This window comes from Streptomyces sp. NPDC001902, from assembly GCF_042891295.1.
Taxonomy (GTDB): domain Bacteria; phylum Actinomycetota; class Actinomycetes; order Streptomycetales; family Streptomycetaceae; genus Actinacidiphila.
In genome coordinates this window covers 495980-521744 of record NZ_JBIATA010000003.1, presented here as the reverse complement: position 1 = coordinate 521744, position 25765 = coordinate 495980, and the positions used below count along the sequence as shown (strand labels likewise).

The following is a 25765-nucleotide window of genomic DNA, read 5'->3' as shown; positions in this document are numbered from 1 at the left end:
CGATTCACTGAAGCCGGTTCACTGAGCCGATTCACCGAGCCATCCGAGGTGGACATGCCTGACATCGCAGCCGTCAAGGCCGCACTCACAGCCCAGCGGATCGAGACGCCGTCCTGGGGTTACGGCAATTCCGGCACCCGTTTCAAGGTCTTCGCCCAGGCCGGGGTGCCCCGTGACCCGTACGAGAAGCTCGACGACGCTGCGAAGGTGCACGAGTTCACCGGCGTCGCCCCCAAGGTGGCCCTGCACATCCCCTGGGACCGGGTGGACGACTACACCGCGCTCGGCGCCCACGCCAAGGAGCGCGGGCTGGAGTTGGGCGCGATCAACTCCAACGTCTTCCAGGACGACGACTACAAGCTCGGCAGCGTGTGCCACCCCGACCCCCGGGTCCGCCGCAAGGCCACGGACCACCTGCTGCAGTGCGTCGACATCATGGACGCCACCGGCTCCGCCGATCTCAAGCTCTGGTTCTCCGACGGCACCAACTACCCCGGTCAGGACGACATCGTGGGCCGCCAGGAGCGTCTCGCCGAGGCCCTCACCGAGGTCTACGGGCGGCTCGGCGACGACCAGCGGATGCTGCTGGAGTACAAGCTCTTCGAGCCGGCGTTCTACACCACCGACGTCCCGGACTGGGGCACCGCCTACGCGCACTGCCTCAAGCTCGGCCCCAAGGCGCAGGTCGTCGTCGACACCGGCCACCACGCGCCGGGCACCAACATCGAGTTCATCGTCGCCTTCCTGCTCAGCCAGGGGAAGCTCGGCGGATTCGACTTCAACTCCCGCTTCTACGCCGACGACGACCTGATGGTCGGCGCCGCCGACCCCTTCCAGCTCTTCCGGATCCTGCACGAGGTCGCCAGGAACGGCGGCCTCGATGCGGCGACCGGCGTGGCCTTCATGCTCGACCAGTGCCACAACATCGAGGCCAAGATCCCCGCGGTCATCCGCTCGGTGATGAACGTCCAGGAGGCCACCGCCAAGGCCCTCCTGGTGGACCTCGACGCCCTGGGCGAGGCACAGCGCTCCGGTGACGTGCTCGCCGCCAACGCCGTGCTCATGGACGCGTACAACACCGACGTGCGCCCTCTGCTGCGTGAGGTGCGCGAGGAGCGCGGCCTGGCCCCCGACCCCGTCGCCGCGTACCACGCCTCCGGCTGGCAGGAGCACATCGTGGCCGACCGCGTCGGCGGCACCCAGGCCGGCTGGGGCGCGTAGGCCCTGCCGGCCTGACGCCCGTCCTCCCCGCCCCTCCTCGTTCCTCCCCTCCCGAAGGACACCCCCATGGCACCCGCCACCCATCCGGAAGTCGCCGCGCTGCTGGAGCGCGCCCACCGCCTGGGCGCCGACCCGCGCAACACCAACTACGCCGGCGGCAACGCCTCCGCCAAGGCCACCGCCACCGACCCCGTCACCGGCGGAGCCGTGGACCTGATGTGGGTCAAGGGCTCGGGCGGCGACCTGGGCACGCTCACCGAGGCCGGCCTCGCCGTCCTGCGCCTGGACCGGCTGCGCGCCCTGACCGCCGTCTACCCCGGCCCCGAGCGCGAGGACGAGATGGTCGCGGCGTTCGACTACTGCCTGCACGGCAAGGGCGGCGCCGCTCCCTCCATCGACACGGCCATGCACGGCCTCGTCGACGCCGCGCACGTCGACCACCTGCACCCCGACTCGGGCATCGCGCTGGCCTGCGCCGCCGACGGCGAGAAGCTCACCCAGGAGTGCTTCGGCGACAAGGTCGCCTGGGTGCCGTGGCGCCGCCCCGGCTTCCAGCTGGGCCTGGACATCGCCGCCATCAAGGAGGCCAACCCGCAGGCCGTCGGTGTGATCCTCGGCGGTCACGGCATCACCGCCTGGGGCGAGACCTCCGAGGAGTGCGAGCGCAACGCCCTGTGGATCATCCGCACCGCCGAGGAGTTCCTGGAACGCCACGGCAAGCAGGACCCGTTCGGCGCCCCGCTGCCGGGCTGGGAGCCGCTGCCGGAGGCCGGGCGCCGGGCCCGGGCCGCCGCGCTCGCCCCGGTCCTGCGGGCGATCGCTTCCCAGGACCGCCCGCAGGTCGGCCACTTCACCGACTCCGCGCCCGTCCTGGACTTCCTCGCGCACGCGGAGCACCCCCGGCTGGCCGCGCTCGGCACCTCCTGCCCCGACCACTTCCTGCGCACCAAGGTCCGCCCGCTCGTCCTCGACCTGCCCCCCACGGCGCCGCTCGAGGACGTCGTGGCCCGCCTGGAGGAGCTGCACGCCGCCTACCGCGCCGACTACCAGGCGTACTACGACCGGCACGCCACCGAGGACTCCCCCGCCATCCGCGGCGCCGACCCGGCGATCGTCCTCGTCCCGGGCGTCGGCATGTTCAGCTACGGCAAGGACAAGCAGACCGCGCGCGTGGCGGGCGAGTTCTACGTCAACGCGATCAACGTGATGCGCGGCGCCGAGGCGGTCTCCGCGTACGCCCCCATCGACGAGGCGGAGAAGTTCCGCATCGAGTACTGGGCGCTGGAGGAGGCCAAGCTCCAGCGGATGCCGAAGCCCAAGCCGCTGGCCACCCGCATCGCCCTGGTCACCGGGGCAGGTTCGGGCATCGGCAAGGCCATCGCGCACCGCCTCGTGGCGGAAGGCGCCTGCGTGGTCGTCGCCGACCTCAACGCGGAGAACGCCCGGGCCGTCGCCGAGGAGCTGGGCGGTCCGGACCGCGCGGTCGCGGTCACCGTGGACGTCACCAGCGAGGAGGCCATCCGGGCCGGCTTCGACGAGGCCCTGCTGGCCTTCGGCGGGGTGGACCTGGTGGTCAACAACGCGGGCATCTCCATCTCCAAGCCGCTGCTGGAGACCACCGCCCGCGACTGGGACCTCCAGCACGACATCATGGCCCGCGGCTCCTTCCTCGTCTCCCGCGAGGCGGCCCGGGTGCTCATCGCGCAGAAGCTCGGCGGCGACATCGTCTACATCGCCTCCAAGAACGCGGTCTTCGCCGGGCCCAACAACATCGCCTACTCCGCCACCAAGGCGGACCAGGCGCACCAGGTCCGGCTGCTGGCGGCCGAGCTCGGCGAGCACGGCATCCGCGTCAACGGCGTCAACCCCGACGGGGTCGTCCGCGGCTCGGGCATCTTCTCCTCCGGCTGGGGCGCCCAGCGCGCCGCGACGTACGGGGTGCCGGAGGAGAAGCTGGGCGAGTTCTACGCCCAGCGCACCATCCTCAAGCGCGAGGTGCTCCCCGAGCACGTCGCCAACGCGGTCTTCGCCCTGACCGGCGGGGAACTGACGCACACCACGGGTCTGCACGTCCCGGTCGACGCCGGCGTGGCCGCGGCGTTCCTGCGCTGACGCCGACCGCACCGCGCGGGGGAGCCGGCCGACCGGCTCCCCCGCACCCGTACGACCCACCGCCCCCCGCGGCGCGCCGCGCCGCACCGACCGCACCCGTCGCTCCGACCCGAACGACCAGAACACGAGGGGCCCACGTGCCATTCGCCGCCATCGACCTCGGCGCCACCAGCGGCCGCGTCATCCTCGGCCGGGTGGGCCCGGACCACCTCGTCCTCGACGAGGTGCACCGCTTCGCCAACACCCCCGTACGGCTGCCCACCGGACTCCACTGGGACGTCCTCGCCCTGTTCCGGGAGAGCCTGGACGGCCTGCGCCTGGCGGCCCGGGCCGGGGACGGCGTCACGTCGGTCGGCATCGACAGCTGGGCGGTGGACTACGGACTGCTCGACGCGGACGGCGCCCTGCTGGGTATCCCCCACCACTACCGCGACAGCCGCACGGAGCACGTCGCCGAGCGGGTCAGGGACGACATCGGCGCGCAGGAGCTGTACGCGGTCACCGGGCTGCAGCACCTGCCCTTCAACACGGTCTTCCAGCTGGCGGCGGCCCGTGACGGCGCGCAGTTCGCGGCCGCCAGGACGCTGCTGATGATCCCCGACCTGCTCACCCACTGGCTCACCGGCGGCATCGGCGCCGAGGAGACCAACGCCTCCACCACCGGCCTCTTCGACGCGCGCACCGCGACCTGGGCGGAGGAACTCCCCGGCCGGCTGGGCATCGGGCCGCGCCTGCTGCCGCCGCTGCGCCGCCCGGGCACCCACGCCGGCACGCTCCTGTCCCACGTGGCCGCGTACACGGGGCTGCCGGCGGACACCGCCGTCGTCACCGTGGCCTCGCACGACACCGCCTCGGCGGTGGCCGCGGTCCCGGCCACCGGGCCGCACTTCGCGTACATCTCGTGCGGCACATGGTCGCTTGCGGGCCTGGAGCTGGACGCCCCGGTGCTCACGGAGGCCTCGCGCCTCGCCAACTTCACCAACGAGCGCGGCGTCGACGGCACCATCCGCTACCTGCGCAACATCATGGGCATGTGGCTGCTGGAGGAGTGCCGCCGCACCTGGGAGCAGCAGCAGGAGGGCCTGCCCCTGCAGGAACTGCTCGCCGCGGCGGCCGCCGCGGAGCCCTTCGCCGCCCTCATCGACCCGGACGACCCGCTCTTCCTGACGCCCGGTGACATGCCCGCCCGGATCCGCGCCTTCTGCGCCGGGACCGGCCAGAAGCCCCCGGCGTCGCACGGCGCGGTCGTCCGCTGCATCCTGGAGAGCCTCGCCCTCGCCCACCGCCGCACCCTCCGCGAGGCGGCCGAACTCGCCGGCCGGGAGATCCACCGCGTCCACCTGGTCGGCGGCGGCTCCCGCAACGAACTGCTGTGCCGCTTCACCGCCGACGCCACCGGGCTCCCGGTCGTCGCCGGCCCCACCGAGGCCACGGCCCTGGGCAACATCCTCGTCCAGGCCCGCGCCGCCGGCGCGTTCGGCGACGGCCACGACGGCCTGGCGGCGATGCGGGCGCTGGTCGCGGCCACCCAGCCGCTGCGGACGTACGAGCCGGCCGCGGACGGCCGGGCCTGGGACGCGGCGGCCGCGCGACTGGCCGGGCTCGCCGCGGCGCGGCAGCCCTGAGGGGCGCTACGTCGCTCAGCCCGCCCCGGATCCACCTGCCTGAGGGCGCGACCCGGGGCCGTGGGAGGGGACTTCGGCGGTCGTCGGGTTCCTCAGCCCTGCTGCTGCGAGGGGAACTGCGAGCTGAAGTCGGCCGTGTCGGAAGCCGGGGGCGCGGTGACGGCCTTGGTTCCGCCGAACTTGAGGAAGTCGATCGTCACCTTCGCCTTGCCCATGACCTGGACCATGCGGACCGGCAGGTCCTTGCCGTCCACCCAGACATCGATCGTGATCTCGTCCACCGGCCCGGTGGCGGAGTTGAAGATGCTCTTCTCCTCGGAGGGCGAGAGGGACTTCCCCAGCTTGCCCAGTCGGCTCTTGTCGAGGGTCGCCCGGAAGTGACGGGCCTCGCGGCCGCGGATCGTCTGCTCCCCGAGGTCCTCGACGTCCTCGGTCAGCTCGATGTAGCGCAGCCCCGCGGTCGGGTCCCCGCTCTTCGCGACCGCGGCGGCGCCCTCCTTGCCGAGGACGGCGGAGACGTCGACGCGCAGCCAGTGCTTGCCCTTCAGCAGGCCGGCGGGCTGCGGGTCGACGTTGTAGTAGTAGGCGCCGTCCACCATCAGCGCCCGCAGTTCCGGGTCGTCCTGCAGCGGCTGCATCTGCGCCGCCGAGGTGTCCATCATGACGTCGTACGCGACGCCCTTGCCCCAGGAGTAGGTCCCCTTCATCGTGATGGGGCTGCCCTGGCCCAGGTAGGTCGACATGTCGACCTCGGCCGAACCGGTCTTCTCCGTGTGGCTGCTGACGCGGGCGAGGATCCGGGCGATCGAGTCCGTCTTGCTCACCGCGTCCGCCGTGTCACGCGCGGCGCTGCAGCCCGCCGTCGCGGTCAGCGCGACGGCGGCGGCTCCGATCGTGGCGGCGACGCGTATCCGCCGCTTCTCCCTCGTGTCCTTGGTCTCATTCATGCTGCCCACCCCTGGGTCGTTCGTGGCCGATCTTGTGTGTTCGCTGTGGAACGTATCGCGGAGGACTGACACCGCTAGACGCCGGTCGTGCCGTCGACCAGTTCCCGCAGGAGGTCGAGGTGGCCGTTGTGGCGGGAGGTCTCCTCGACGAGGTGCAGCAGGATCCAGCGCAGGTTGGGGTGGCGGCCGTCGCGGATGGGGCGCTTGGCGACGGCGTCCAGGTCGAGCCCGGCGACGAGCTCGCGGTAGCGGGCGGTGTGCGCCTCGTAGTCCGCCAGCAGGTCGGCGAGGGGGAGGTCCACGGCGATCCGCATCTCGCGGTCGGGGTCCTCCTCCGTCCACGGGCCCTCGTCCTCGCCGCCGAGGAACACCACCTCGAACCAGTAGTACTCGACCCAGCGGAGGTGGTTGACCAGTCCGCTGAGCGTCATCAGCGGCGAACCCGGGAGCGGGGCGCTGCGGGCGTGCTCGGGCGTGACGCCCTCGCACTTGGCGCGGGCGGTGTCGCGGGCGTAGTCGAGGAGGGTCGTCAGCGCGGAGCGCTCGTCCCATGCGGTGGGCGTGTCTGTTCGTGTCATCGGCGGAATGCTGTCGGGAACGACGGCGGCCCGTCCACCGATTAACCCGGGCCGCCCCGCCGCACCCCCTGACAGCAGACGTCAGCGGAGAGCCGGACCATCGTTCCCCGTGACCACCACCGGACGAACGCAACGTCTCCTCCTGCCCGCCGTGTTCATCACCTCCCTGGGCAACAACATCCAGCTCATCGCCGCGGCCCTGCTGATGGTGCGCGCCCAGGGCTCGCTGCTCGACGTGGGCTGGCTCTTCATCGCCGTCGCCGTCCCCCAGGCCGTGCTGTCGCCGTTGTTCGGCCGGGTCGCCGACCGCTTCGACCGGCGGGCGCTGTGGGCGGGCTGCGACCTGCTCAGCGCCGCCGTGGCCCTGGTGCCTGCGCTGGGTACGGTCCTGGGCTGGCCGCGGGGGGCGGTCGTCTACGGCAGCAACTTCGCGCTGGCCGTGACGGCCGCGCTCTTCGTGCCGGTGAGCGCGGCGTTGATCAAGGAGCGGGTGCCCGCGGGGCGGCTGCGGCAGTTCAACGCCCACTACGAGATGGCGTTGCAGAGCGGGATGCTGCTGTCGGCGGCGGTGGGCGGTCTCGCGCTGCAGTTCGCCGGCCCTGCCCCGCTGTTCGTGTTCAACGCGGCGACCTTCGTGGCCTCCGCGGTCCTCGTCCTGGCGACCGGCCGCGGGGTGGGGAAGCCCGTCACTTCGGGCACCGCCGCCTCGGCCGCGGTGCGACCGGTCCCGTCGCGGGCGCCGCTCGGCCCGCTGGTCCTGCTGTACGCCCAGGGCAGCGTGGTGGTGACCGTCTTCAACGCCCTGATGCCGGTGCTGGTCATCGCCCAGCTGCACCGGGGCGCCGCCGTCGTCGGTGCGGTGGACGCGCTCGGCGGTGCGGGCTTCCTGCTCGCGGCGGCCGCGTACCGGCGGACGGGGGCCCGGCTGGGGGACCTGCGGCTCGCGCTCACCGGTTTCGCGCTCTGCGCCGTGCTGTTCGCGCTGCAGCCCCGGTTCGGGGTGACAGGGCTGCTGCTGCTCGTGCCGGCCGGGGCCTTCGTCTTCGGGCAGGCGCGCATCGCCTCGCGGACGCTGTTGATGGCCGCGGTCGACGAGGGCCGCGTGGGGCGGGCCTTCGGGGCGGCGAACGCGTACGGGCTCGCCGCGACCGTGGCCGTGATGCTCGGGACCTCGGCGGTCACCGCCCGCGCCGGGCTCCTGACCGGCTTCGCGGCGGTCGCCGGTCTCAGCGCGGTGGCGGCCGCAGGGGCGGCGGTGTGGAGCGCGGCGGCCCGTAGAGGGCGGCCAGCGCCCGCGCCGACTCCGCCAGCATCTCCCGCAGCGGAGCCGGCGCCAGGACTTCGAGGTCCGCGCCGAGCCTGAGGAACTCGCCGTGCGCGTGCGCGACCGACTCGATGGGCACGCGGGCGCAGACCCAGCCGTCCGGCTCCCGCTCGCCGTCCTCGGCCACCGCCCGGGCCACGGGGCGTGACAGCAGCGCGGGCAGCCGCTCGGCACCGCGCGGTGACACCCGGATCAGGGCCGTGTCCCGGTGGAGCCGTGCGTGGAACCCGGCGAGGTACTCCCGCCAGTACGCGGCGAGGTCGAAGCCGGGCGGGGTCGCGAACGTCTCGTCGAGGGCGCGCACCTCGAGCATCTGGTCGACCCGGTAGGTGCGCGGGTCGCTCCCGTCGTGGGCGACCACGTACCAGCGGCCCGCCTTGAGCACCAGACCGTACGGTTCGAGCCTGCGGTCGGTCTCGGCGGGCTCGCGCCAGCGGCGGTACCGCACCCGTACGGCCTGCCGGTTCCACACGGCGTCGGCCACCACGGGCAGGTGCGGCACCTGCTCCTCGGAGCTGTACCAGCCGGGCGCGTCCAGCAGGAACCGCCCCCGCACCCGCTCCGCCCGTTCCCGCAGCGCCGGCGGCAGCGCGGCGCTGAACTTCAGCCGGGCCGCCGCCGCGGCCTCCCCGAGCCCCAGCTGCGCGGCCGGATCGGGCAGGGCGGCCAGGAACCACGCCTGCGTCTCGTCGGCGGTCAGGCCCGTCAGCCGGGTGCGGTAGCCGTCGAGCAGCCGGTAGCCGCCCTCGTGCCCGGCGTCGCCGTACAGCGGGATGCCCGCCTCGTGCAGCGACTGCACGTCGCGGTAGATCGTCCGTACGGACACCTCCAGCTCCTCCGCCAGCTCCGCGGCGGTCATCCGCCCCCGCGACTGGAGGAGCAGGAGGAGGGAGACCAGCCGGCTCGCGCGCATGGCGGCAGTATCGCCGCCGCCACCGACAGTGGCCGCAGGACACCATCACAGCGGCCGCGGGGGCGGCCCCGGCCGATTTGATGGTGTCCTGCGGAGCGCGCACCCTGGGGAGGTAGGGACTGCGACGGGTGTGTGATCGCCGACGATGAACACGAGTGACCCCGGGGACCCGGCCGCCACGGCCGTGGTCTCCGTCAGCGCGCGGGGGGTGGTCACGGGATGGAGCGCGGGGGCACGACGGCTGCTCGGACACGCGGCGGCGGAGGCGGTGGGACGGCCCGTCGCCGAGGTGTTCGGTGCGCAGGCGCAGGCGATCGCGCTCGACCGGGAGTGGCGCGGCCGGGTGCGGGCCCACCGGCGGGACGGGCGGGAACTCGACCTCGACGTACGGGTCTCCCCCGCGCTGGGCGCCGACGACCGGCCCGGCGGCTGTGTCGTGACGGCCTCCTGCGCCGACCCGGACACCGCGCTCCTGCTGTGGGCCTTCCAGCAGTCGTCCGTCGCCATGGCCACGTACGACACCGGGCTGCGCTACCACCGGGTCAACGACGCCGCGGCGGACATGATCGGTGTCCCGGCGGCGGACCTGACCGGCCGGCCGTTCTCCGGGGCGCTCCTGGACGACGAGGGTCGCCGCGGGTTCAACGCCCACCTGCGGCAGGTCGCGGAGACCGGCCGGCCGGCGCACTACGAGAGCCCGGCCGCCGCCGGGGCCACCGTCGGCGACCGGGCGTGGAGCACCGAGATGTGGCCGGTGCGGGACCCGCAGGGCCGGATCCGGGGCGTGGCGAGCGCGGCGTTCGACAGCACCGAGCAGTTCCGGGGACGCCGGCGGCTGGCCCTGCTGAACGAGGCCGGCGCACGGCTCGGCACCACCCTGGACGTGGTGCACACCGCCGACGAGCTGGCGGAACTGGCCGTGCCGCGCTTCGCCGACTTCGCCAGCGTGGACCTGCTGGACTCGGTGCTGCACGGCGAGGAGCCCCCGCCGGGACCGCCCGGCCTCGGCGTGGAGCTGCGCCGGGTCGCCCACCGCACCGCGTCGGGCCGCGCCCCGGACGCGGCCGTCGACCTTGGCGAGCTCGACGTCTACCCGGAGTTCTCCCCGCCGTCCCGGGCCCTGGCGACCGGCCGGCCCGTGCTCAGCCGGCTGGGGCACCCGGACTTCACGCTGTGGCTGGCGCAGAACAGCCTGCGGGACGCCAAGGTCCAGGAGTACGGCATCCATTCGGTGCTGGCGGTGCCGTTGCGGGCGCGCGGCATCACCCTCGGGGTGGCGGTGTTCATCCGCTGGGCGCGTCCGGAGTTGTTCACCGAGGACGACCTGACGCTGACCGAGGAGCTCGCCGGGCGGGCCGCGGTGTGCGTCGACAACGCCCGCCGCTTCACGCGGGAGCACTCCACGGCGCTGACCCTCCAGCGCAGTCTGCTGCCGCTGCGGCTGCGCGAGCAGGCCGCGGTGGAGGTCGCCTCGCGCTACCTGCCGGCCGGGGCCCGGGCGGGGGTCGGCGGCGACTGGTTCGACGTCATCCCGCTGTCCGGCACGCGGGTGGGCCTGGTCGTGGGCGACGTCGTGGGCCACGGCATCCACGCCTCGGCGACGATGGGCCGGCTGCGGACGGCGGTGCGCACCCTCGCGGACGTGGACCTGGCGCCGGACGAGCTGCTGACCCACCTCGACGACCTCGTCTCGCACCTCGACCCCGAGGACGGCCACGGCCGGGAGGTGTCGCCCGCCGAGACCAGCGGCGAGCTGGGCGCGACCTGCCTGGTCGCCGTGTACGACCCGATCGCGCGCCGCTGCTCCCTCGCCAGCGCCGGGCACCCGCCGCCCGCCGTGCGCCTCCCCGACGGCAGGGTCGAGATGGTCCCGATGTCCGCGGGCCCGCCGCTGGGCGTCGGGGGGCTGCCGTTCGAGGCGGTCGAGCTGGAGCTGCCGGCGGGCAGCATGCTCGCGCTCTACACCGACGGCCTGGTCAAGAGCCGGGACTTCGACCTGGACGCCGGCCTGGCGCGGCTGCGCGCCGCGCTGGCCGCCCCGGCCCCGACGATGGAGGCGGCCTGCGACACCGTCCTGAAGACCCTCCCCTCGGACCGTCCGGTCGACGACGTCGCGCTGCTGCTCGTCCGTACCCGGGCGCTCGACGACGGCCAGGTCGCGGTGTGGGACCTGCCCGGCGACCCCGCGCACGTCGCGGACGCCCGGCAGGCGGTGGCGGAGCGGCTGGTCGCCTGGGGCCTGGAGGACGCGGTGTTCGTCACCGAGCTGGTGGTGAGCGAGCTGGTCACCAACGCCATCCGGTACGGCGCGCCGCCGATCCAGCTGCGGCTCATCCGCGACCGCACCCTGATCTGCGAGGTGTCCGACGGCAGCAGCACCGCCCCGCACCTGCGGCGTGCCCTGTCCGACGACGAGGGCGGCCGCGGCCTGCTGCTGGTGGCGCAGTTGAGCCAGGCCTGGGGTACCCGGCAGACCTCCGCCGGCAAGACCATCTGGGCCGAACAGGCGTTTCCCCCGGCCGGGCGATGAGCGGCGGCACGTCCGGGCTCCCCGCGTCGCGCCGACCCTGACGAGCTGTCAGTCTCGGAGGCATGACCGCTCGCTTCCCCGTGTCCGCCCTGCACTGGACGGTCCTCGTCCCGGTGCTCTCGGTGGTCCTGCTGGCCCTGACGTGGGGACGGACGCTGCCGGTGGCCGTGGTCGTGGTCGTCGCGGTCTTCCTGGCCGTCGCGGTGCTCGCCGCCGTCCACCACGCGGAGGTGGTGGCGCATCGCGTGGGCGAACCCTACGGCGCGCTCGTGCTGGCGGTGGCGGTGACCGTCATCGAGGTGGCCCTGATCCTCACCCTGACGGCGGACGGCGGCCCGAAGAGCGCGGGCCTGGCCCGTGACACCGTCTTCGCCGCGGTCATGATCACGTGTAACGGCATCATGGGGCTCTGCCTGCTGGTGGGGGCGCTGCGCCGGCGGGTGGCGGTCTTCAATCCGGAGGGCACGGGCGCCTCCCTGGCGACGGTGGCGACGCTCGCCACCCTCAGCCTCGTGCTGCCCACGTTCACCACCAGCACCCCGGGCCCGCGCTTCTCCACCGCCCAGCTCACCTTCGCCGCGCTGGCGTCGCTGGTGCTGTACGGCCTGTTCGTCGCGACGCAGACGGTGCGGCACCGCGCGTACTTCCTGCCGGTGAAGCCGGGCGGCGAGGTGATCGACGTCTCGGAGGACGACTCCGTCCCGCCCACCGTCCGCGCCGCGTTGTTCAGCCTGGCGCTGCTGGTGGTGGCGCTGGTCGCGGTCGTGGGGCTGGCCAAGGTGGAGTCGCCGACGATCGAGCAGGGCGTGCAGTACGCCGGCCTGCCGTCCTCCTTCGTCGGCGTCGTCATCGCCCTGCTGGTGCTGCTGCCCGAGACCATCGCCGCGGTGCGCGCGGCCGCCCGCGACCGTGTGCAGACCAGCCTCAACCTGGCGCTCGGCTCGGCGATGGCGAGCATCGGGCTGACCATCCCGGCGGTCGCGGTGGCCTCGGTGTGGATGTCCGGCCCGCTGCTGCTGGGGCTCGGCGCCACGCACATGGTGCTGCTGGCGATCACCGTCGCCGTGGGCACCCTGACGGTGATACCGGGACGCGCCACGCCGCTGCAGGGCGCGGTGCACCTGGCCCTGCTGGCGGCGTACATGGTGCTCGCGATCAGTCCCTGAGCCGGTGGGGCCTACCGGCAGCCGACGACGACGCGGCCGGCCAGGACGGCCTCGACGAAGGGCTCGGGCGGGGCGTAGCGGTGGGCCAGGACGTAGTGGACGACCAGGTCGGGCGCGATCAGCCAGGTGCCGGCGCCGCCCTCCACCCGTACCTCGCCGTGGCCCACGAGGATCCGCTCGCCGCCGCGGGACACGCTCACCGGCTTGAAGCGACCGCCCCCGACCAGCCTGCGGCGGCACAGGGTGCAGCCGTACCAGCCGTGGGTGATGGCGCACAGGTGGTCGCGGCACAGGGCGAAGAGGCGGTCGGCGAACTCCTCGGAGGGCTCCGCCTGCGGGTAGGGGCGGGCGGGGTCCAGCCAGCCGACGGCGCGGGCGGAGACGTCCGGCGGAATCGTTTCTGTGAAGTAGGCGTACGGGCTCAGGTCCTCGTAGTACGGCATCGCAGCCTCCCCCACCCGCGGACCCCGCCCGCGCACACCGTCCGATCGATCGCGGGCAAGCGTCCAGCAGCGGCGCCCGTAGGTCAATCACCCGTACGTGGCGGGCCTGCGCCGGTGCGCCCCCGGCGGCCGTGCGGTCCACCCGAAGGAGACCCGCGCCGGACACCAGTCCCGTGCGCGGCGCGCGTCAGCCGACGACCGGTTGCTCGTCCTTGCCGTCCTCGACCGGGGGCGCCTGGGCCAGGGGCTTGCGGCCGAGCCAGCCGCCCAGCAGCTCGTGCACGGCCCCGGCGCCCACCAGGCGTTCCAGCGGATCGGGACCGTCCAGGTCGAACGGGTGCAGCAGGAAGGCGCGGCTCTGGTCGCCGCCCAGGCCGCCGTGCGAGCCCACCTGCTCCTCGAAGGCGTGCACGGTCCGGGTGACCGGGTCGTACGCCGAGTTGACCATGAGGTCGGCGGCGTGCGGGAAGCGTGCGGTGCGCAGCACCGCGGCCGCCGCGCCCGGCCCGAACGGCGCCAGCGGGTCGCGGCCGGTGACCCGGCCCGTCTCCAGCTCGTGCTCGCCGCCGTCCCCGCCCAGCACCAGCGGCCCGCGCTCCCGGTCCAGGACCAGCACGAAGCCGACTCCCGGGTGCTCGGCCAGCGTCCGCAGCAGGGCCGGGTGGCGGGCCTCGACGCCCTGCCGGTCCGCCCGCCCCGGGAGGTCGGGGAAGGAGATCAGCGCCAGGTTCCCCGAGGCCAGCACCACCGGGTCCGAGGACGGCCCGGCCGTCTCCTGCTCCTCGCCCGCGCGGCCCCCGTGCTCCGGGCGGTGCAGTGCCGCACGGGCCGCCGCGCGCGCCTCGGCGCCGCTGGCCGTGCCCCGCACGCGGCGGCGCACCGGCAGCCCGCACCCCGCGCGGACCAGGTCCCGCAGGGTCAGCCCGTACGCGGACTCGAAGGTCTCGCCCTCGCTCTGGCCGTGGTCGGACAGCAGCACGATCCGGTAGGGGCGCGGCGCGTACCGGGAGGCGTCGGCGATCAGGCGGATGGCGCGGTCCAGACGCCGCAGCACCCGCATCGCGTCCCGGCTGCGCGGCCCCGAGTGGTGAGCGACCTCGTCGTACGCGACGAGGTCGGCGTAGACGGCACCCCGCCCGGCGAGCATGTCGCCGACGACGGCCGCCACCGCCACGTCGCGCTCGACAACGGTGGCGAAGGCCCGCAGGAAGGGGTAGAGGCCGCCGCGCCGCACCCGGGGACGCTCGTGACGCAGCCGCGCCGAGGTGGACTCGGTGATCTCGCGGACGACCTCCGCGACGAAGGAGGCGGCGGTGCGCACGGCGTTCGCCGGGTCGGAGAAGTACGCGAAGTAGCCGGTCCGGGAGCGGGTGGCGCCGACGCGGGCGAGGACGGCCGCGGGATCGCCGCCCTCCGGGGCGCCGACCGCCCGGGACCGCAGCCGTGCCATCGCGAGCCGGTCGGCGGAGAAGCGCCGGCGGCGGGTCGACACCGACATCACGAGCGCCAGCTGCTCGGCGCCGCCGCTGAACAGGTTGCCCCGGCTCGCGCCGTCCGGCGCCAGCAGCCCCGCCCGCCCGGTGCGGGCGACCGCGCGGCGCTCCAGCTCGGCCGCGCACGAGGGCCGGTTGCAGACCATGACCTGCCCGGTCTCCTTCTCGTACCAGCGGAAGGCGGGCACGTCCTCGTTGCTGCCGTGCAGGATGGCCAGCTGACTGGCGCCGGTCTGGCTGCTCCAGTCGGTGGTCCACGGCACCAGGCGGTGGCTGCCGTCGAGCCAGTCGGCGACGGTCTCCATCGCCGGGGGGCGCAGCCTCCCCTTGCGCGTCACCGGGCGCACGGCCTCGCGCAGCACGTCGTGCCCGACGCCGTCCAGCTGGACGAAGACGAAGCCCGGCTCCCGCGGGCCGTCCGCGCCGGCGGCGTCGTGGCCCGCGCCCCCGCGACGCCGGCCGGCCAGGCGCGCCAGGCGCCGGCCGTACGCCGCGTCGTCGCGCATGGCGAGCGTCGTGCTCGTCGCGGACGACGCCGCCGACATCACGGCGGCGATCACCACGGCCGTGGCCGGCGCGATGTCACCCTGCCAGTCGGGGGTGAAGCGGAAGGCGAGCAGCAGCAGCGAGCCGTTGAGGAAGAACACCAGCAGGCCCAGCACCAGCGCGGGCACCAGCAGCACGGCCCGGACCAGCACCGGCCAGACCAGCGCGCTCAGCAGACCGAAGGCACCGGCGGCGGCCGCCGCCGTCACCGCGATGCGGGTGGGGCTGTCACCGCCGGGCGACTGGATGCGGAAGTCGGGCAGGATCCCGGCGAGCACGGCCATCGTCGCCGTCACCACCGCCCACACGACCAGCACGCGGACGATCGCGCCCCCGGCGGCCCGCCACCGACGCAGCACGCCCACCCTCTCCACGTCTCCTCACGTCTGCGCACGTCCCCGCGCGTCCCCGAACACGAATACCCCCAGACTGTCACAGTCCCCCCTGGGCCCCGCGGCGCACCGGGGGCACACGGCGGGCGCGCCGGAGCATAGGCTCGGGGCGAGACGAGGAGGCACGAGTGGCGGTCGAGATCACCTGGTGGGGACACGCGACGGTGACCGTGCGGGACTCGGGGGTGCGCGTGCTCACCGATCCGCTCTTCGCCCCGCGCCTGGCCCACCTGCGCAGGCGGCGCGGCGCGGTCCCGCCGCCGGGCGCGGCCCTGGCGGACGTCGCCGTCATCTCCCACCTGCACGCCGACCACCTGCACACCGGCTCGCTGGCCCGGCTCTCCCGGGGTACTCGGGTACTGGTGCCGCGCGGGGCCCCCGCCGCGGTACCCCGGCTGCGGCGGCTCGCGGCGGACCGGCGACTGGAGCTGACCGAGGTCGCCCCCGGTGACGAGGTGAAGGTGGACGCGCTGACGGTACGCGTGGTGAGCGCCGCGCACGACGGACGGCGCCTGCCGTACGGGCCGCGCCGCTCCCCCGCGCTGGGCTACGTGCTGGTGGGCGAGGAACGGACCTACTTCGCCGGGGACACCGGGCTGTTCGACGGGATGGCGGACGAGGTCGGCCCCTGCGACGCCGCCCTGCTGCCCGTCGGCGGCTGGGGACCGTTCCTCGGCACCGGCCACCTCGACGCCGGGCGCGCCGCCCGGGCCCTGGCGCGGCTCGCCCCGCGCGCCGCCGTCCCCATCCACTACGGGACGTACTGGCCGATCGGCATGGACGCCGTCCGCCCTCACGAATTCCACGCCCCCGGCGAGGAGTTCGTCCGGCTCGCCGGGCAGCTGGCACCGGCGGTGGCGGTGCACCGGCTGGAGCACGGCGAGAGCATGCTGCTGGAGGCCGCCAGGTGAGCGGACTCACCCTGCTCGCGGAGCAGACCTCCTCCCAGTCCACCGGCCAGGTGGTCGGCTACCCCTCGCTCTTCCTGCTGGTCGTGCTCGGCTCGCTCGTGCCGGTCGTGCCCACCGGCGCGCTCGTCAGCAGCGCCGCCGTCGTCGCCTTCCACCAGACCGCCCCCTTCTCCCTGGCGCTGGTCTTCGTCGTCGCCGCGGGCGCCGCCTTCCTCGGCGACATGGGCCTCTACCTGCTCGGCCACCGCGGCGTACGCTCCCGCAACGGCTCGCGCTGGCTGCGGCAGCTCCAGCAACGCGCCGATCCCGCACGCCTGGCCGACGCGCAACGCCGGCTCGACGACCACGGCGTCGCCGTCCTCGTCCTGTCCCGCCTGATACCCGCCGGGCGCATCCCGGTGATGGTCGCCTGCCTGCTCGCCGAGATGCCCGTCCGCCGCTTCGCGCGCGGTGACGTCCCCGCCTGCCTGGCCTGGGCGGCGGCCTACCAGCTCATCGGCATCCTCGGCGGCACCCTCTTCCCCGAGCCGTGGCAGGGCGTCCTGCTCGCCGTCGCGCTCACCCTGCTCATCGCCTCCGCCCCCCAGCTCTGGCGCCGCCTGCGCGGTCTCAGGGCCACCTCCGCCACCCCCGACGACACCCCGGCCGAACACCCCGGCCACTGACCGCCTCCCGGCGGGGGGTGCTTCCGGACCCACGGCCGCCCCTTCGGCCGGCCGGGCGCACAATGCTCGCCGATCCCCGAACGATCCGGCCCAAACGCCGCTCGTCATCAGGTCGGACGACACCCCCGGCCGCCACGCGCGCCCACGCCGGCTCCGTACCGAAGGCGCTCACACCACCCCCCGACGACACCCTGGCCACCGACCGCCTCCCGGGGGTCCCCCGGACCCGCCGTCGTCCACGGATGTAGCCCCGCCATCCAGGCCCGACTTCAGGGCGCCGCTCGCGGCCTACCAGCGTTGAGAGCGCGGCAGCGGGCCCCGGTACGCGCCGTCGTCAGGGCACCGGGCCTGCGGCGGTTGCGCGGTTGCGCAACGGTGCCTGGGAAGGCGGATGGCACCGCCCCGCAGCCGGCGCCCCTACGGCCGCGGGTCGGCACCCACGGGTCACACCTGCCTCACCCCGGCCGCCCGGGGGCCCGCGCGGGCGCACGGCGCTGACGGCCCCTGCCGCAGCAGCCACGCGCGCCCTGGGCCGGCCTCACCGCGCCCGCAGCGGCTCCGTGCCGAACCCGCCCGCACGCACACCGCGCCCCCAGGGGGACAGCCGCTTCGCGGAACTCGCCCCGGACGGCCCCGCGTTCGTGCCCGGCCAGACGACCTCGGTCGCGGCACCGGCGCGGAGCGATCTCCACGCCGTCACGTCAGCGCACCCGTCGCGCCGCGGTACGCCGCGGAAGCCCGGGCCGGCGGGCACCGCACTGAAGTTGTACAGGAACAGCAGCACGACGATGAGCGGCACCGAGCGGAACAGCCAGGTGTACGTCCAGCTGACGGCGCGCAGCACGGGGCTGCCGGAGAGCCTGGCCAGTGCGAGCGCGATCCCGCCGAGCAGGCCGAGCACCGCGCTGTACGCGGCCACCTCCAGGGTGATGAGCAGCCCGTCCAGGATCAACGGCCGGACGAACCAGTACGCGAAGCGGTCCCACTGGTAGAAGGGGTTGGTCACCAGGCCGTGGGCGATCTGGGCGACGAGCACGAGCACGACCGCGGTGGGCGGCCCGCTCGGCGAAGTCGCGCGCGGCGTCCTCCGGGAGGCGGGCGAGCCGTCACCGTCACCAGCGAGGCTCAGGCGGCGCCCCTGGCCAGGCCGGTGATCGCGGATTCGAGGTCGGACAACGCCGCGGCGACGTGGGGGAGTTCGAGGGGGGACGCGGAGGTGAGGGCGGCGTGGCGCTGGCGGTCGTCGGTGCCGTGGAGGGGGCCGGTGTCGATGCGGACGTGGAGGGCGGACGGGTCGTCGCCGAAGCGGTGGCCGCCGGGGACGGGGCGGCCGAGGCGGGCGGACAGGGCGGCCTCCAGGGTCGGCGCGTCCGTGACGCCGGCGGCTGCCAGGGCGTGCCGCAGGGGGCCGAGGTCGGCGTAGAGGTGGAAGCCCGCTTCGGGTGGGCGGCACAAGGCGCCCGCACGGGTGACCGCCACGTACGAGGCGGCGCCGAGGGCGGCGTGCAGGCGGGTGGCGGCGGCGAGATGGGCCCGGACGTCCGTGCCCTCGGCGAGCGCGTGGGCGGCCGTGGCGGCCACCGGTTCCGCAAGCACCGCGCGCAGCCCGGCGCAGCGGTCCGCCACGGCGGCGCGCAGGCGCGCGCCCTCGGCGGTGGCCGGGAAGCGGGCGATCGCCACGGGCCAGGACGGCGGGGCCAGGGCGGCGCACAGGTCCACGACGACGATCGTCCGGCCGGGCAGCATCTCGGCGGGGGTGAGCAGCACGGTCTCGTGCGGATGGTGCACCGTGTCGGCGTACGTCTCGTCGGAGACCAGCAGCAGCCCGCACTGCTCGGCCGCCTCGCACACCTCGTGCAGCAGTTCCGGGGGCGTCACCGTCCCACTGGGGTCGTCGGCGGCCGACATGAGCAGCACGCGCGGGTCGCCGCCCTCCGCGCGGGCCCGGCGTACCGTTTCCAGCAGGGCGAAGGGGTCGGGTGCGCCGCCGCCCACCGCGGGGGTCTGCACGGTCGTGGCGCGCCGGCCCAGGGTCCGCACCAGCGGCGCCTGCCAGGCGGCGGCGGGCCTGGCGAGCACGACGTCGCCGTCCACCGCGGCGAGCAGCGCCAGCAGCAGGGGCTCCGCGCCCGGCGCGGCGACGGTGTCGGCCGCGGTCGTGGCGAGCCCACGGCGCTCCCAGTGACCCGCGGCGGCCGCGAGCACCGCCTCACCGCCCCCGGGCGGCCCCGGCACGGCACCGCCCGGCATGCCCGCGGACAGCCGCTCCGCCCAGTACGGCGGCACCGGCAACCCCGGGTCGGGGCGCAGACCGGCCCGCGCGAGGCGCCCGGCAGGGGCCGGCGGTGAGGTCCGCTGCATCCGTACCTCCGGTGGGATCGGTGACCGGCGGGATCCGGCGACCGGGCGCACGGCCCGGCCCCCGCCGCCACCCTCGCACGCGCTCCGCGCTCCCGCCGCCGGGGCGCGCGAATCCCGCTGCGTGCCACCGGGAATCCAGGGCAACCGGAATCCAGGAGGTGTTCCCATGGTCCCGCTGCTCGTCGTCCTGCTACTGGCCCTCGTCCTGTTCGGCGCGGCTTTCGCGGTCGACGTCCTGTGGTGGGCCGCTCTGGTCGTCCTGGTGCTGTGGCTGCTCGGATTCGTGGCACGGAGCGGTTCCGGCGGCTCGCGCTGGTACCGGTGGTAGTGGACGCGACCGCGAGCGGCAGGAGAGGCGTACGGCGGCGAGACGTGCGGCGGCCGTCGGGGGGCCGCGCGCCCCGGATCCGCGAGGTCTCCTCGCCCGGTCCGCTATTGCTGCGCCTGGACCGGCATGCGCAGGGTCCGGGCCCTCGCCCCGGCCCGCGTACGGCCGGCGGAGACCATCCGATGGGGATGACGGCGCAGGTACTCGCCCTCCAGGGCCGCCATCCGCGAGTTGTGGGCGTCGAGGGCCGCCCCGGAGCCGTAGAGCAGCGTCTCGTGGCGGGTCCGGTGGACCGACTCCAGTTCCTGCACCAGTTGTCGTTCGTCCAGGTCTGCGGGGTCGACCCCGCCGGGGTAGCGGCTCATGGGTCGCGCACCTTCCTTTCGCCTCCTGTCACCTCGCCCGTTTGGTACCCCCGGTGCGGGGATTCATCCGCTTCTGTGGGCATTCAACAGGCATCGGACCCCTGGTCCGGGTAGACGATGGAGAGACCTGACCCCTGAGGAAAGGAGCCACCGTGCAACGAGGAAGCGACCGTCTGAGCGTCCACCGTGACGACGAGATGAAGCACGAGCTGCGCGAGCTGCTGCGCTCCGGGCACTCCACCCGGGTCGAGGAGTGGCACGACCCCGAACCCGCCGCCGACGACGACCCCGAGGTCGGCACCGGGCCGGCCTGGGCGGGTGCCCCCGAGGGCACGGCGGTGCGGTTCGAGCTCGGCAGGCATCTGACCCGGGAGCCGTTCCCCGCCCGGCGCGGCGACCTGCTGCGGGCCCTGCGCGACCGGCACGCGCCGGACCCCCTGACCGACCTGGTGGACGGACTCCCCGGCGACAACCGGCGGTACGCCAACGTCCAGGAAGTCGTACGGACGCTGGGCATGCGCCCGGAGGCCTGACGGGCCGCACGACCGCGACGCGGGCCGCGGGGCCGGTCCACCGGCCCCGCGCGCCGCGCGCCCGCACCGACCGCACCGTCCGGGAATCGATCGATCGTGGAGGTAGCCGTTGTGCGCCGGATCCTGAGCGCATGGGACAAGGAGCTATTCCTGAACGTGGCGACCCGTTCGTGGCCCGCCGCCGAGCCGGTGCTGCCGCGGCTCAGCAAGGCCGCCAACCACGGGCTGCTGTGGTTCGGGGTCGCGGCCGGCATCGCGGCCGTCGGCGGCCGCACCGGCCGGCGCGCCGCCCTGCGCGGCGCCGCGTCGCTGGCGGTGGCGTCGGCGGTGGTCAACACCGTCGGCAAGGGCGCGGTGCGCCGCAACCGCCCGGTCCTCGACGCCGTGCCGGTGATGCGCCGGCTGTCGCGACAGCCCGGCACCACGTCCTTCCCGTCCGGCCACGCCGCGTCGGCCGCCGCGTTCGCCGCCGGCGTCGCCCTGGAATCTCCCCGCTGGGGCGCCGTGGTGCTGCCGGTCGCCTGGTCGGTGGCGTTCTCCCGGATCTACACCGGTGTGCACTACCCCAGCGACGTCGCCGCCGGGATGGCCCTCGGCGCGGGCGCGGCCCTGGCCGTGCGCGGCCTGGTCCCCACCGGGCGGCAGCTGGCGGTGCCCCCCACCCCCCGGGCCGACGCCCCGGCCCTGCCCGACGGCCGTGGGCTGTACGCGGTGGTCAACGAGGTCTCCGGCCCTCCGCCGCTGCTCGGCCCGCCGGCCGAGCGGCTGCGCGGCGCGCTGCCCGAGGCCGTGGTCGAGGAGTGCTCCGAGGACGACGACCTCGCCGAGATGCTGGAGAAGGCCGCCCAGCAGGCCGCGGAGGCCGGCGGCGCGCTCGGCATCCACGGCGGGGACGGCAGCGTCAGCCTCGCCGCGTCGGTCGCGCTGCGGCACGGTGTGCCGTTGCTCGTCTCCCCCGGCGGCACGTACAACCACTTCGCGCTCGACCTGTCGATCGAGAGCATCGAGGACGCCGCACGGGCGGCCCGGGAGGGCACCGCGATCGCCGTCGACGTCGCGCGGGTCTCCCCGACCGGCGACGCCGCGGGCGAGGAGGACGGGTCCGCGCGGTCCACGGTCTTCCTCAACACCTTCAGCATCGGCGTCTACCCCGACCTGGTCCGCTACCGCGAACGCTGGTCGCGGCGCGTGGGCAGCTGGCCCGCGGGGGTGCTGGCCGCGCTGCACGTGCTGCGCACCTCCGCCCCGATCGACCTGGAGATCAACGGACGTCGGCACTCGGTGTGGATGCTCTTCGCCGGCAACGGCGCCTACCGCAGCATTGGCCCGGCGCCGCTGCGCCGCCGTGCCCTGTCCGACGGGCAGCTCGACGTCCGCATCGTCCCCGGCAGCCCCTACGCCCGCACCCGTCTGCTCGCGGCCGCCCTCACCGGCTCCACCACGGCCCTGCTGCGGCGGCTGCGGATCGGCGGCGTGGACCCCGGCGTCCGCCTGGCCTTCGACGGCGAGGTGGCGCCCGCACCGCGCGACCTGGTCATCGACAAGGCCAACGAGGCCCTGACCGTCTACCGGCCGCTCTGACCCAGGCAGCACGACGCGGGCCGCGCTCCCCGGGGGCGCGGCCCGCGTGGCACGCGCGGGTGGGCGGACGGCCGTCGGTCAGCCCGACAGGCCTGCCAGCGCACGGACGCCCTCGCCCTTGATGGTGAGGGTGTCCGGCGATCCCGCGTCTATCGCGAGCGTGAGCTCGTCGGACGGCCAGCCGCTGCTCAGCGCCGCGAGGGGCAGGATGCGGTACCCCCGCGCGTTCGGCAGGGCGTGTGCCAGGCGCACCTCCGAGGTGAAGACCGGGACCAGCTTCGTCCCGTCCTCCTGCTCGAAGACCGGCAGGCTGATCGTCTCCTGCTCCGCCCCGTCCCCCGCGGACTCCTCCGGCGCCCCCGGCACCGGCAGCAGGATGTCGCTGGCGGCCAGGGTGCTGAGCGCGGCCGCGTTGTCACCGCCGGTGGCGATCTCGTGCAGGGCACGCTGTGCCGGGGGCTGCGCACCGTTCGGAGTGGTGAAATCGGTCATGGCCGTTCCCTTTCCGTTGCTTGCGTACGGGGTGGCTCGGGGGCTGCGCGTACCCAGCGGGGGAACGGTCATGCGTGCTCCGCGGGTGTCACTCGTACTCGGTGCCGCCCTTGCGGGTGAGGTAGGCGTCGCTGACCGCCTTGAGGACGGCGCGTCCGCCGAGCTCGGGGCTGTGCCGGTCGGGGGCCGCCCGGACCACGACGCCCTCGCGCAGGTGCAGGGCGCGGCCGGAGACGGTCTCGGCGCCCCGCGCGAGCTCCAGGACGACGTCGAGGTCGTAGGGGCCCTGGTAGAGCGTGGGCACCAACGGCACGCTCCCGGCCGGGAGGACCTCGGCGGGGTCGAGCCAGCGGACCGCCCCGTCGATCTCGGCGGCGACGTCGAAGGCCGCGTAGCCGGGCGTGCCGCGGCCCGCGTCGGCGCCGTAGCCGAGGTCCTGGACACCGGCGCCGTAGACCTCGCCGAAGATCGCCACGCGGGTGGCGCCGAGCCGGCCGGCGAGGGCCGCGGCGACGTCGGGCAGGCCGTGTCCGCGGACGGCGCGCCAGTAGAGGTTGCCGTCGGCCTCCTTCAGGGCGAGGCGCTGGGCGCCCAGCCCCTTGGAGGTGACCAGCACACGTCCCGAGTCGGCGAGGTAGGTCAGGCAGCAGGCCGTTCCGTGGAGCTTCTCGGTGATCGCGACCGGCTCGCCCTCGCCGAACACTCCGGGGTGGCGCTTGACGTTCTCGATGTCGATCCACGGCAGCAGGTCCGGCGCGGACTCCACGTCGCCGCTCATCGACACCGGGACCGGCGGCACCCACTTGGTGATGCCGAGCAGCTCCGCGAAGTCGGTGGCGTCGCCGGCGGCCCGCGCCAGGTCCGTGCCCTCGAGCGCGGCCGGGCGGCAGACGATGCCCTGGGACAGCTCGCCGCGCAGCCGCACCGCCTTGACGCGGTCGGCCGCGGGGCCGGCGAGCCGTCCGGTCAGGCCGAGCTCGTCGATGAGCGCGGAAGGCAGCACGGACTGCTCGGGGATGTACAGCGCGAAGTCACCGGTCCGGTAGGCGCCCTTGGCCACGACCGCCCGGTAGAGGCCGACCTGGGCGAGTTCCAGGGCGTCCGCGTTCGGGTGGTCGTGGACGGTGAGCCGTTCGGCCGTGACGCGCAGCGTCGACATCGGGTTCCCCCTCGTGGTGGTGCGTGGATCGCACCACTGTGCGGGGTGCCGCGCGTCGCGGGCGAACGGTTTTTCAGGGTGCCGGTGCCATCCGGAAGTCGTACGCCCGGGGCAGCGGTTCGTCGGTGAGGGCCTGCCAGGTGGTGTGCAGCGACTCCTCCCCCTCCCTGAGGTCGTCGACGGTGAAGCCCTCGTCGAAGACGGCCCGAGCGGCCGCGACGTCGCCCGCGGCGAGCAGGACTTGGGCGTGCAGCAGCCGGAAGCGCCCGCGGGCGCGGAGGGCGCCGGGCAGGGCTTCCAGCACGGCGGCGGCGTCGCCGGGGCGGCGGGCGGCCAGGAGGGCCGGTACGGCCTCGCGGGCCAGGGCCCCCGCGGCGGTTTCCCAGGCGTCGCCCCCGGGGACGGCCCGGAAGGCGTCGAGGTGGCGCTGGGCGGCGCGCTCCGGATTGCCGTCGGTCTGGTCGGCGACGGCCAGGCAGTGCAGCGGCAGGCACGAACCCGACCCCGCGGCGGCCCGTTCCCAGCTGAGCACGGCCTGGGCGCGGTCACCTGCGTGCCACTGGGCGAGGCCCAAGTGGTAGTCCAGAGCCCAGCCGTTGCCCTCGTAGGTGGCCGCGGTCTCCAGCAGTTCCCGCCACTCCGGGGAGACGAGCGCGGGGCCGGGGACGGAGTCCTCGCCGAGCCGCGGGAAGACCCCGGCGAGCAGGAGTTCCAGCCAGGGCTTCTGCCGCTCGCCCATAGTGTCGGCGGCGAAGGGCGTGCCGGGCAGGTCGAAGCGGCCGCGGGTGACCTCCAGCGCACCCCAGCCGGAGCCGGTGGCGAGGACGTCCTTGGGCTCGGTGTCCGCGGCGGGCAGCCACGCCTCGTGGGCAGCGCGCAGCTGTTCGCGCGGCAGGACCGCCTCCAGCCGTTCCGCCACGGCGCGGGAACCGGCGCCGGGAGCGGTCTCCAGCGGGCCGTAGGCCTCCAGCCAGCTCACGGCGGCACCCGGGGCCAGGGGGAGGTGTTCCAGCTGGGTGGGGGCGAGTCCGGCCTGGATCTCCAGGTAGCCCGGGGCGTCGCCCTCGTCCCCGGCGAGCCAGCGTTGCCAGCGGCGTCCGCCGGGACCCCGGCCCCAGACGAAGAGCTTGCGGCCGCCGAGGGCGTCGGTGGAGGTCTGCACGAGGCCGCGGCCGTCGGCGTCGAGGGCGGCGATCCAGGGGCGGGTGCCGTCGGGCAGGTCGTAGAACCAGTCCGCGGGGTGCTCGGAGGCGGTGGGCGCCTCGGGGGCGGGCACCCGCTGGAGGGTGCGGGAGGCGCCGAAGTGCCAGGCGTGGGTGGCGGGTGCGACGACGCGGGTGCCAGGTGTCTGGGGTACGGCGGTGTTGGACCACCAGTAGAGGGGAACGGTCCGGTGGTGAGGATTGCGGACGCGTACTCCCGCGTAGAGGAAGTCGGAGCCCTCGGGGAGCCACAGGTCGATCTGGAACGGCAGGTCGCGCAGCCGCTCCCACTCCCAGAGGCGGAGCATCTCGCCGCCGTCGGGGGCGGGGACGCGGGCGGCGTGGAGCGGGGCGCAGCTGAGCGTGGTGTGCCCGGTGGCGCCGGGGTTCCATTCGACGCCGCCGGAGAACCAGGCGCCGGCGAGGCCGAAGTCGGCGTACTGCAGGACGGGGTCGGCGTGCAGCAGTTCACGGCCCGTGGGCTTGTGGTGCAGCGCGTACAGGCGGCCGCCGAGGCCGGGCAGGACGGTGGCGCGCAGCCGGTCGTTCTCCAGGACGACCGCGTCCAGCGCGGTGGGCACGCGTTCGCGGGTGTAGCCGTCGAGACGCGGTACGGGGAGCAGGGTGCGCAGTTGCCCGTAGGCGATGCGCCGGGCCATGCCGGGCGGGAGCGCGGCGCTCTCGGCGGGGTCGAGGACGTGCGGGTCCCCGGACGCGCGGAGCGCGGGCAGGGGGTTCTCCGGGCCGAGCGGGCTGGCCGGGAGGGTGAGGGTGGTGCGTCGCACGGTGGTGGCCAAGAGGTCCCTCTCTCTGTCACCGGTGGTCGGGTGAGGACATGGAACCCCCTTTCGGCCTGCGCCGTCAGGGGTTTGGACCTC

20 protein-coding genes and 2 pseudogenes are annotated in these 25765 nt (G+C 75.0%); 11 read left to right on the top strand and 11 right to left on the bottom strand.

Annotated features, from left to right (window positions below):
• Positions 1 to 54 precede the first annotated feature (54 nt).
• The 3 genes from rhaI to ACFYYN_RS08600 all read left to right on the top strand — a co-directional run bounded on the left by rhaI (position 55) and on the right by ACFYYN_RS08600 (position 4958).
• Positions 55 to 1221, top strand: a complete 1167-nt coding sequence (gene rhaI, locus ACFYYN_RS08610) for an L-rhamnose isomerase (RefSeq protein ID WP_500545181.1) — start codon at positions 55 to 57, stop codon at positions 1219 to 1221.
• Positions 1222 to 1287: 66 nt separating this feature from the next.
• A complete protein-coding gene (locus ACFYYN_RS08605; protein ID WP_500545180.1) occupies positions 1288 to 3333 on the top strand; it encodes a bifunctional aldolase/short-chain dehydrogenase in 2046 nt (681 codons plus the stop codon).
• A 137-nt stretch (positions 3334 to 3470) separates the two neighbouring features.
• Positions 3471 to 4958: a rhamnulokinase gene (locus tag ACFYYN_RS08600; protein ID WP_500545179.1), complete on the top strand. Its 1488-nt coding sequence runs from the start codon at positions 3471 to 3473 to the stop codon at positions 4956 to 4958.
• A 92-nt stretch (positions 4959 to 5050) separates the two neighbouring features.
• Here ACFYYN_RS08600 and ACFYYN_RS08595 read toward each other — a convergent pair whose 3' ends face one another.
• Positions 5051 to 5905 carry an SCO4651 family lipoprotein gene (locus tag ACFYYN_RS08595; protein WP_500545178.1) on the bottom strand — a complete coding sequence of 285 codons (855 nt, stop codon included), beginning with the start codon at positions 5903 to 5905 and terminating at the stop codon, positions 5051 to 5053.
• A gap of 74 nt (positions 5906 to 5979) precedes the next feature.
• A complete protein-coding gene (locus ACFYYN_RS08590; RefSeq protein ID WP_499514855.1) occupies positions 5980 to 6483 on the bottom strand; it encodes a DinB family protein in 504 nt (167 codons plus the stop codon).
• A gap of 7 nt (positions 6484 to 6490) precedes the next feature.
• Here ACFYYN_RS08590 and ACFYYN_RS08585 point away from each other — a divergent pair.
• A pseudogene (locus tag ACFYYN_RS08585) lies at positions 6491 to 7603 on the top strand (MFS transporter); the annotation flags it as partial.
• A 106-nt stretch (positions 7604 to 7709) separates the two neighbouring features.
• Here ACFYYN_RS08585 and ACFYYN_RS08580 read toward each other — a convergent pair.
• Positions 7710 to 8720, bottom strand: coding sequence for a helix-turn-helix transcriptional regulator (locus ACFYYN_RS08580; RefSeq protein WP_500545177.1), 1011 nt, complete (start codon positions 8718 to 8720; stop codon positions 7710 to 7712).
• Between the two features lie 145 nt (positions 8721 to 8865).
• On the opposite strand from ACFYYN_RS08580, the gene ACFYYN_RS08575 reads away from it, so the two are divergent.
• Both ACFYYN_RS08575 and ACFYYN_RS08570 read left to right on the top strand, forming a co-directional pair.
• Positions 8866 to 11250, top strand: coding sequence for a SpoIIE family protein phosphatase (locus ACFYYN_RS08575; RefSeq protein WP_500545175.1), 2385 nt, complete (start codon positions 8866 to 8868; stop codon positions 11248 to 11250).
• A gap of 62 nt (positions 11251 to 11312) precedes the next feature.
• Positions 11313 to 12416: a calcium:cation antiporter gene (locus ACFYYN_RS08570; RefSeq protein ID WP_500321544.1), complete on the top strand. Its 1104-nt coding sequence runs from the start codon at positions 11313 to 11315 to the stop codon at positions 12414 to 12416.
• Positions 12417 to 12427: 11 nt separating this feature from the next.
• Here ACFYYN_RS08570 and ACFYYN_RS08565 read toward each other — a convergent pair whose 3' ends face one another.
• Together ACFYYN_RS08565 and ACFYYN_RS08560 are read right to left on the bottom strand one after the other, a co-directional pair.
• Entirely contained in the window at positions 12428 to 12859 is a 432-nt protein-coding gene (locus tag ACFYYN_RS08565; RefSeq protein WP_500321545.1) for a DUF7919 family protein, read from the bottom strand.
• Between the two features lie 187 nt (positions 12860 to 13046).
• The gene (locus tag ACFYYN_RS08560) at positions 13047 to 15263 is read right to left on the bottom strand and encodes a phage holin family protein (protein WP_500545174.1); all 2217 of its coding nucleotides are present in this window, start codon (positions 15261 to 15263) and stop codon (positions 13047 to 13049) included.
• Between the two features lie 155 nt (positions 15264 to 15418).
• On the opposite strand from ACFYYN_RS08560, the gene ACFYYN_RS08555 reads away from it, so the two are divergent.
• Positions 15419 to 16201, top strand: a complete 783-nt coding sequence (locus ACFYYN_RS08555) for an MBL fold metallo-hydrolase (protein ID WP_500359758.1) — start codon at positions 15419 to 15421, stop codon at positions 16199 to 16201.
• Complete coding sequence (locus tag ACFYYN_RS08550; protein ID WP_500545173.1) at positions 16198 to 16866, top strand: DedA family protein; 669 nt, start codon at positions 16198 to 16200, stop codon at positions 16864 to 16866. Before ACFYYN_RS08555 ends, ACFYYN_RS08550 begins: the two co-directional genes overlap by 4 nt.
• Before the next feature lie 733 nt (positions 16867 to 17599).
• Here ACFYYN_RS08550 and ACFYYN_RS08545 read toward each other — a convergent pair.
• Together ACFYYN_RS08545 and ACFYYN_RS08540 are read right to left on the bottom strand one after the other, a co-directional pair.
• Positions 17600 to 17917: pseudogene (locus ACFYYN_RS08545) on the bottom strand (ABC transporter permease subunit); the annotation flags it as partial.
• Positions 17918 to 17991: 74 nt separating this feature from the next.
• Positions 17992 to 19227, bottom strand: coding sequence for an aminotransferase class I/II-fold pyridoxal phosphate-dependent enzyme (locus ACFYYN_RS08540; RefSeq protein WP_500545172.1), 1236 nt, complete (start codon positions 19225 to 19227; stop codon positions 17992 to 17994).
• 166 nt (positions 19228 to 19393) lie between these two features.
• On the opposite strand from ACFYYN_RS08540, the gene ACFYYN_RS08535 reads away from it, so the two are divergent.
• The gene (locus tag ACFYYN_RS08535) at positions 19394 to 19555 is read left to right on the top strand and encodes a hydrophobic protein (protein WP_500321549.1); all 162 of its coding nucleotides are present in this window, start codon (positions 19394 to 19396) and stop codon (positions 19553 to 19555) included.
• Between the two features lie 104 nt (positions 19556 to 19659).
• Here ACFYYN_RS08535 and ACFYYN_RS08530 read toward each other — a convergent pair whose 3' ends face one another.
• Positions 19660 to 19920, bottom strand: a complete 261-nt coding sequence (locus tag ACFYYN_RS08530) for a DUF6158 family protein (RefSeq protein ID WP_500321550.1) — start codon at positions 19918 to 19920, stop codon at positions 19660 to 19662.
• Between the two features lie 152 nt (positions 19921 to 20072).
• Between ACFYYN_RS08530 and ACFYYN_RS08525 the strand changes: the two genes are divergently transcribed.
• The gene (locus ACFYYN_RS08525; protein WP_499514844.1) at positions 20073 to 20453 is read left to right on the top strand and encodes a DUF2795 domain-containing protein; all 381 of its coding nucleotides are present in this window, start codon (positions 20073 to 20075) and stop codon (positions 20451 to 20453) included.
• A gap of 111 nt (positions 20454 to 20564) precedes the next feature.
• Positions 20565 to 22034: a bifunctional phosphatase PAP2/diacylglycerol kinase family protein gene (locus ACFYYN_RS08520; RefSeq protein WP_500545204.1), complete on the top strand. Its 1470-nt coding sequence runs from the start codon at positions 20565 to 20567 to the stop codon at positions 22032 to 22034.
• Between the two features lie 78 nt (positions 22035 to 22112).
• Here ACFYYN_RS08520 and ACFYYN_RS08515 read toward each other — a convergent pair whose 3' ends face one another.
• From ACFYYN_RS08515 to ACFYYN_RS08505, 3 genes are all read right to left on the bottom strand, one after another.
• Entirely contained in the window at positions 22113 to 22526 is a 414-nt protein-coding gene (locus ACFYYN_RS08515; protein ID WP_499514843.1) for an SseB family protein, read from the bottom strand.
• 88 nt (positions 22527 to 22614) lie between these two features.
• The gene (locus ACFYYN_RS08510) at positions 22615 to 23685 is read right to left on the bottom strand and encodes an RNA ligase (ATP) (protein ID WP_500545171.1); all 1071 of its coding nucleotides are present in this window, start codon (positions 23683 to 23685) and stop codon (positions 22615 to 22617) included.
• A 73-nt stretch (positions 23686 to 23758) separates the two neighbouring features.
• Positions 23759 to 25684 (bottom strand): DUF5107 domain-containing protein, encoded by a 1926-nt coding sequence (locus tag ACFYYN_RS08505; RefSeq protein ID WP_500545170.1) that lies wholly within the window; start codon positions 25682 to 25684, stop codon positions 23759 to 23761.
• Between the last annotated feature and the right edge of the window lie 81 nt (positions 25685 to 25765).

What these genes read in the sequence shown, in the direction of transcription:
- rhaI (WP_500545181.1), top strand. Translation starts at nt 55, where the DNA reads ATGCCTGACATCGCAGCCGTCAAGGCCGCACTCACAGCCCAGCGGATC.
- ACFYYN_RS08605 (WP_500545180.1), top strand. Translation starts at nt 1,288, where the DNA reads ATGGCACCCGCCACCCATCCGGAAGTCGCCGCGCTGCTGGAGCGCGCC.
- ACFYYN_RS08595 (WP_500545178.1), bottom strand. Translation starts at nt 5,905, where the DNA reads ATGAATGAGACCAAGGACACGAGGGAGAAGCGGCGGATACGCGTCGCC.
- ACFYYN_RS08590 (WP_499514855.1), bottom strand. Translation starts at nt 6,483, where the DNA reads ATGACACGAACAGACACGCCCACCGCATGGGACGAGCGCTCCGCGCTG.
- ACFYYN_RS08580 (WP_500545177.1), bottom strand. Translation starts at nt 8,720, where the DNA reads ATGCGCGCGAGCCGGCTGGTCTCCCTCCTCCTGCTCCTCCAGTCGCGG.
- ACFYYN_RS08575 (WP_500545175.1), top strand. Translation starts at nt 8,866, where the DNA reads ATGAACACGAGTGACCCCGGGGACCCGGCCGCCACGGCCGTGGTCTCC.
- ACFYYN_RS08570 (WP_500321544.1), top strand. Translation starts at nt 11,313, where the DNA reads ATGACCGCTCGCTTCCCCGTGTCCGCCCTGCACTGGACGGTCCTCGTC.
- ACFYYN_RS08565 (WP_500321545.1), bottom strand. Translation starts at nt 12,859, where the DNA reads ATGCCGTACTACGAGGACCTGAGCCCGTACGCCTACTTCACAGAAACG.
- ACFYYN_RS08540 (WP_500545172.1), bottom strand. Translation starts at nt 19,227, where the DNA reads ATGCAGCGGACCTCACCGCCGGCCCCTGCCGGGCGCCTCGCGCGGGCC.
- ACFYYN_RS08535 (WP_500321549.1), top strand. Translation starts at nt 19,394, where the DNA reads ATGGTCCCGCTGCTCGTCGTCCTGCTACTGGCCCTCGTCCTGTTCGGC.
- ACFYYN_RS08530 (WP_500321550.1), bottom strand. Translation starts at nt 19,920, where the DNA reads ATGAGCCGCTACCCCGGCGGGGTCGACCCCGCAGACCTGGACGAACGA.
- ACFYYN_RS08515 (WP_499514843.1), bottom strand. Translation starts at nt 22,526, where the DNA reads ATGACCGATTTCACCACTCCGAACGGTGCGCAGCCCCCGGCACAGCGT.
- ACFYYN_RS08510 (WP_500545171.1), bottom strand. Translation starts at nt 23,685, where the DNA reads ATGTCGACGCTGCGCGTCACGGCCGAACGGCTCACCGTCCACGACCAC.